The organism is Okeania sp. SIO2B9 (assembly GCF_010672505.1).
In the GTDB taxonomy this organism is placed as follows: domain Bacteria; phylum Cyanobacteriota; class Cyanobacteriia; order Cyanobacteriales; family Microcoleaceae; genus Okeania; species Okeania hirsuta.
Genome location: NZ_JAAHGK010001177.1, coordinates 1 through 2,392, shown reverse-complemented (window position 1 = coordinate 2,392; position 2,392 = coordinate 1). Strand labels below are relative to the sequence as shown.

The window sequence follows — 2,392 nt, the reverse complement described above, 5'->3', positions numbered from 1 at the left end:
TTATGGTTCTATGAATACTGCCAATAAACTACCCTTAATCAAATCATATTTTCAATTGTTGGTAGGTGAACTAACAGAGAAAGATACTGTTTCAATAGTTGTTTATGCTGGAGCAGCAGGAGTAGTTTTACCACCTACAAAAGGCAACGAAAAAGAGAAAATTATCACAGCAATTAATAACCTCGAAGCAGGAGGTTCCACTGCTGGATTTGTCAATGAATATTTAACCTGATTAAATAAAATACTTTTGTTTTCCTTTCTAACTTGAATGACCGAACTTAATAGGAATCTCAATTATAAATTCCGTACCTTCTCTAAATCGAGAATTACAGTACAATTTTCCATGATGTTTTTCAACAATTAATTCTTGAGAGATTGACAAACCTAAACCTATATTTTTTTCCGTATGTTTAGTAGTAAATAGAGGTTCAAATATACGATTAGATATTTCTTTAGTCATGCCATGGCCATTATCATAAATAGCAATCTCTACAGAATAATCTTTTGCTTTTGTACTAATTAAAATTTGTGGCTCAAATGGTTGATGACTGATATTTTTTGCTACTAAATCTTTGTGTTTCTCCTCCAGTGAATCAATAGCATTAGTTAAAATGTGCATCAAGACTTGATTCAACTGTCCAGGATAACATTCTACTTTTGGTAAACTCCCATATTGTTTAATCAAATTAATATCAGGACAACCTCCTTTGCCTTGAAACTGATGCTGTAAAATTAAAAGTGTACTTTCTAAACCTTTGTGAATATCTACTGTTTTTATAGATTCTTCTTCTACTGCAGAAAACTGTTTGAGTGAGGTGACTACATCTCCAATTCTTTCTGATCCGGCCATGATTGAGTCTAATAATTTTGGCAAATCTTCTTGAATAAAATCTAGTTCTATATCTTCAATTTCTGACTCAATTTCTGGCAAAAGGCGAGGAAGATTTTGTTGGTAGATATTGACTAAATACAACAAATCTTTAACATCATTTATCGCATGAACAATATTGCCAGAAATAAAATTAATAGGATTATTCACTTCATGGACAATACCTGTAATAAGCTGTCCTAAGAAAGACATTTTTTGCCTTTGAATTAACTGAGTAGTTGTCGAGTTTAGTTTCTGCAAAGTTTGCTCTAATTGATAAGCTTGTTGCCGGAATTTTTCCTGACTATTGCGTAGTGAAGCCTCCATTTCCAAACGTTCTGTAATATCTAAACCGACAAAAACTGCTGATGGTAACGATACTTCATCGCGATAATATTTTTGAGCAACTATTAGATAAGTTCTAGTATTTCCTCTAACATTGGTTTTTACTTCTTTGGCATAATTCCAATCTGGTTTAGCAAAAAATTCATAAACAAAATCATTAAATTCTGGGCTAGTTTGCAAAAATCCTACTTCTTGATTAATAAAAGTTTTGATGGGTAAATTATAGGCATTAGCTAAATGTTGATTAACTCCTATATATCGTAAATCTGCATCTACCCATGAAACTAATCCTGGTACAGCATTTAAAACCGCTTGCAATTGTTCCTTAGCTTCTCGTAAATGTAGATTAATTTTATTTTGCTGAGAAATGTTACGTACAAAAGCAAATTGATATTCATTACCCTGAAATTCTAAATAATTAACATTAACTTCTACAGGTAAAATATTGCCTTTTTTTGTGAGAAAATTAGACTCAAATCTCAAATAATTTTGATTTTTAACTTCTCGCCAATGAGTTTGCCAAACTTCTACTGATAATTTTAGGTCTATATCATGAATTCTTAGTTCAAGTAGTTCAGATTCGGAGTAGCCAAGAAAATTACAGCCTTGTTTATTTGTATAACATATTTTTCCAGCAATTGTTATCCAGAAAATAGCATCACCAGCATTATCTGTTGCTAACTGAGTTAATTCTAGTTGTTGTTGAAGTTGTTTGTCTGGTGTTATTTTCTCTGTAGATATAATCAGACCACCAATAATACCTTCATCTGTATGCCAAGATTTGACATTCCATTTTACCCATTGTATCAATCCATTAGAAGCAGGAACGGTAGTTAGATGTTCTAAATCAAATTGGTCAATGATACCCAGTAGACATTTTTTAGCTTGTTGATGCCAAGAATCTGGGAGATTAGGGAATAGCTGAGAATGTTGATTACCAATAATTTTATCAGATTCAAGTTGCCAATATTGTAACCACATCCCAGAAGTGGCCAGGTAACACATTTCTTTGTCTAGCATTGCTATAGCAACAGGTATGTGTTTGATGAATTGGCATAATTGATGGTGACTTCCATGTATCTCTGGATATTGATGACTCTAGGGAAGAAACTTCAAAAATGAAACAAAGGCCAACAAAAGCAACTAAAGCAACTAATGATGGTCATTCAACCCTTCCCC

Annotated in this window: 2 protein-coding genes; one reads left to right on the top strand and one right to left on the bottom strand. The window is 32.6% G+C overall.

The features are described from left to right. Nucleotides 1-232, top strand: a 232-nt coding sequence (locus F6K13_RS28620; RefSeq protein WP_287289231.1) for a VWA domain-containing protein, incomplete at its 5' end; no start/stop codon positions are given. 27 nt (nt 233-259) lie between these two features. Here F6K13_RS28620 and F6K13_RS28615 read toward each other — a convergent pair. Then, nucleotides 260-2,293 carry a PAS domain S-box protein gene (locus tag F6K13_RS28615; protein ID WP_287289232.1) on the bottom strand — a complete coding sequence of 678 codons (2,034 nt, stop codon included), beginning with the start codon at nt 2,291-2,293 and terminating at the stop codon, nt 260-262. Nucleotides 2,294-2,392 lie beyond the last annotated feature (99 nt).